Here is a 3,132-nt window from a genome sequence, read left to right as displayed (position 1 = left end):
GCGGGGGGGCGCCGTGCCCGCCGCGGTGGGGGGCCTCGTTAATCTTGTGCAAATTGTCGCCCGGCCGGGTATGCGGCCCCCCTAACATACCCCCCCCCGCGCCCGGCTCACCGCCCGGGGTGTGCCTGCCCTCGCCGAAGTTCAGCGCGGTGTTGACGGTGCCGCGGTAGCCCATCTTGTGGTTGAGCCCGGCCAGGGAGACGTCGTTGCGCTCGCCCAGCGAACCGTCGGCCTCGACCAGGTGCTTGGGGACCACGAACAGCGAGATGCCCTTGGTGCCCGCGGGCGAGCCGGGGATCTTCGCCAGCACCAGGTGCACGATGTTCTCGGTGAGGTCGTGCTCGCCGCCGGAGATCCACATCTTGGCGCCGAAGAGCCGGTAGGTGCCGTCCGCGCGGGGCTCGGCGCGGGTCACGATGTCGGCCAGCGAAGAGCCCGCCTGCGGTTCCGACAGGCACATGGTGCCGGTGAACCGGCCCTCCACCATCGGCTTGACGAAGCGCTCCACCTGGTCGGCCGAGCCGTGCGCCGCGAGCAGATTGGCGTTGCCGATGGTGAGGAAGGGGTAGGCGGTGGTGCCCACGTTCGCGGCCTGGAACCAGCTGAACCCGGCCGCCTCCACCACCGAGGGCAGCTGCATGCCGCCGACGGTCTCGTCCATCCCCGCGCCGACCAGATTCGCCTTGCCGAACGCCTCGATGGCCGCCTTGACCTCGGGGATGATGGTGACCTTCTCACCGTCGAAGGTCGGCTCCTCGGCGTCGTTGCGCTTGTTGTGCGGGGCGAAGTAGCGGGTGGCGAGGTCTTCGCAGAGGTCGAGGAAGCCGTCGAAGGTCTCCCGCGAGTGGTCGGCGAACCGGTCGCGCCCGGTCAGCTCCTCGGCCTTCAACCATTCGTAGAGCAGGAACTCCAGGTCACGGCGGGAGATCAGGTCGGAGCGCACGGCTGGTCCTCTCGTGGATCGGGTGCTCGCGGCCGGTCGGCGGCGACAGACGATTGATACATTACCCGTCCTGTGTCGCCAATACTCCGAAGGGCGGTGAACGCTCGTGCTCTGTCGGTGACGACTCGGGTCCGGTGGCGGGGCCGCCTCGTCGCCGTGGCAGGCCGTGCCGCTCGTGCCGAGTGTGGCACAGCGTCGGGGTCGATCCGTGGCGATTCGGAGTCGAACGAGGTCGCCGCCTCGTCCGAGGTCGCCGCGGGGTCGGCGTGATCGACGGGCGCGCGAGGAAGGTCGCCGAGATCGTGATCCGCCCTCTACGGTGAGAGCACGCGACGCCGGTGCGGGGACTGTCCACCGGCGGGCGATCTCGGAGCGAAAGGGTGAGGGCATGGAACTGGTGAAGGGCGCGAATGCTCCGGTCGGGGCGGGGGAGGTCCGGGTGGCGGTGGCCGCCTCGACCCCGGTCGACGTGGCCGCGCTGCTGCTGACCGAATCGGGCAAGGTGCGCTCGGACGCCGATTTCGTGTTCTACAACCAGCCTTCCGCGCCCGGTGTGGACGTGCTTCCGCCGAACGCGGTGCGCATCGTGCCCGCCTCGGTGCCCGCCGACATCGAGAAGGTCGTCGTCACCGCCAGCCTGGACGGGAGCGGTCCGGCGAACTGGGGGCAGGCCGGGGCGCTGCGGATCACGGTGAGCGACAACACGACCGGCGCCGAACTGGCCGCGTTCACCCCCACCGGGCTGGGCGCCGAGACCGCGCTGATCGCCGTCGAGCTGTACCGGCGGCTGGGGGCGTGGAAGGTGCGCGCGGTCGGTCAGGGATACGCGAACGGTCTCGCGGGGATCGCCACCGACTTCGGCATCAGCGTCGACGACGAGCCGCCCGCCCCTGGATTCGCCCCACCCGCTGCCCCCGCGGCCGCACCCGGGTTCGCGCCACCCGCCACCCCGGCCCCCGCGGCGCCGCCCGTTCCGCCTGTTCCCGGGCAGGCCGGGGGGAGTGGCTTCCCGCCGCCGGCCGCGCAGGCCCCGGCGAGCCCGCCGGTCTTCGGTCGCCCGACCGTGAGTCTGGACAAAGGCCGGGTCGCCCTGCGCAAGAACGAGACCGTGTCGCTCACCAAGGCCGGTGCTCCGCCGCTGACCAGGGTTCGCATGGGGCTCGGCTGGGATCCGGCGACGGTGGGGCGCAATATCGACCTGGACGCCTCGGTGATCGCCTACGACCGCAGGGCCAAGAAGCTGGTCAATGTCTGGTTCATGAAGCAGCAGGCCTACGACGGGGCGATCCGTCACTCCGGCGACAACCTGACCGGCCACGGCAAGGGCGACGACGAGGTCATCACCATCGACCTCGGCGCGCTCCCGGCCGAGGTGCACGCCCTGGTTTTCACCGTGAACTCCTTCGCGGGCCACAAGTTCGATCAGGTCGGCCGCGCGCACTGCCGGCTGGTCGACGACCACACCGGTCAGGAGCTGGTGCGTTTCGAGCTGTCGAAGGGCGAGCCGACCACGGGCGTTTTCATGGCCATGCTCGTGCGCGGTCCGCGGAACTGGAACATGACCGCGCTCGGCGTCTACGCGAAGGGCGCGACGGTGCGCAAGATGGTCGATCCGGGCAAGCGGTTCGTCCTCGACGCCGGGTGAGCGGCTCCGGGCGGATCAGGACGAGACGGCCGTGTCGTAGCGCTCGCGGTTGGCCCGCACCTCGTCCATGTGCTCCTCGGCCCACAGCTTGATGCCGCGCATCACCTGGTGCAGCGACAGCCCCAGGTCGGTGAGTTCGTAGGTGACGGTGACCGGCACGGTGGGGGTGACGGTGCGGGTGAGCATCCCGTCGCGTTCCAGCGCGCGCAGGGTCTGGGTGAGCATTTTCTGGCTGACGCCCGCCAGCCGGTTCGCCAGCTCCGAATAGCGCATGGCGCGCGGCTCGCCCGCGGGTTCGCCCGGTTCGTGCGGGCCGTCGCTGCCGAGCGCGGCCAAGATCAGCGCCACCCATTTGCTGGAGAGCCGGTCGAGCAGTTGTCTGCTGGGGCAGTCGGAGAAGAACGCGTCGTAGGCGGTGCGCTGCTCGGCGCGTTTCTGGGCCGCGGTCATGGTGGTCATGGTCGTCCTTTCGCACCCGGCGGTGGGGTACGCACTTCGAAGTGCCTACTTCCTCATGGAGAGTTACCCCTCCATTGTGGAGCAG

General features: G+C 70.2%; 3 protein-coding genes. 1 reads left to right on the top strand and 2 read right to left on the bottom strand.

The window, feature by feature from the left end:
* Positions 1-943 (bottom strand): acyl-CoA dehydrogenase family protein (locus QH283_RS03400; RefSeq protein WP_280501560.1); only part of this gene is annotated, 943 nt, incomplete at its 3' end.
* A 388-nt stretch (positions 944-1,331) separates the two neighbouring features.
* Here QH283_RS03400 and QH283_RS03395 point away from each other — a divergent pair.
* The gene (locus tag QH283_RS03395; RefSeq protein ID WP_280501559.1) at positions 1,332-2,588 is read left to right on the top strand and encodes a TerD family protein; all 1,257 of its coding nucleotides are present in this window, start codon (positions 1,332-1,334) and stop codon (positions 2,586-2,588) included.
* A gap of 15 nt (positions 2,589-2,603) precedes the next feature.
* Here QH283_RS03395 and QH283_RS03390 read toward each other — a convergent pair whose 3' ends face one another.
* Positions 2,604-3,047, bottom strand: a complete 444-nt coding sequence (locus tag QH283_RS03390; RefSeq protein ID WP_280501558.1) for a winged helix-turn-helix transcriptional regulator — start codon at positions 3,045-3,047, stop codon at positions 2,604-2,606.
* Positions 3,048-3,132 lie beyond the last annotated feature (85 nt).

Origin of the sequence: Nocardia farcinica (assembly GCF_029867845.1) — a bacterium.
GTDB classification, from domain to species: Bacteria; Actinomycetota; Actinomycetes; order Mycobacteriales; family Mycobacteriaceae; genus Nocardia; species Nocardia farcinica_A.
Note: the sequence above shows the minus strand (reverse complement) of the source record. Positions and strands in the feature narration are given on the sequence as shown.

What these genes read in the sequence shown, in the direction of transcription:
- QH283_RS03395 (WP_280501559.1), top strand. Translation starts at nt 1,332, where the DNA reads ATGGAACTGGTGAAGGGCGCGAATGCTCCGGTCGGGGCGGGGGAGGTC.
- QH283_RS03390 (WP_280501558.1), bottom strand. Translation starts at nt 3,047, where the DNA reads ATGACCACCATGACCGCGGCCCAGAAACGCGCCGAGCAGCGCACCGCC.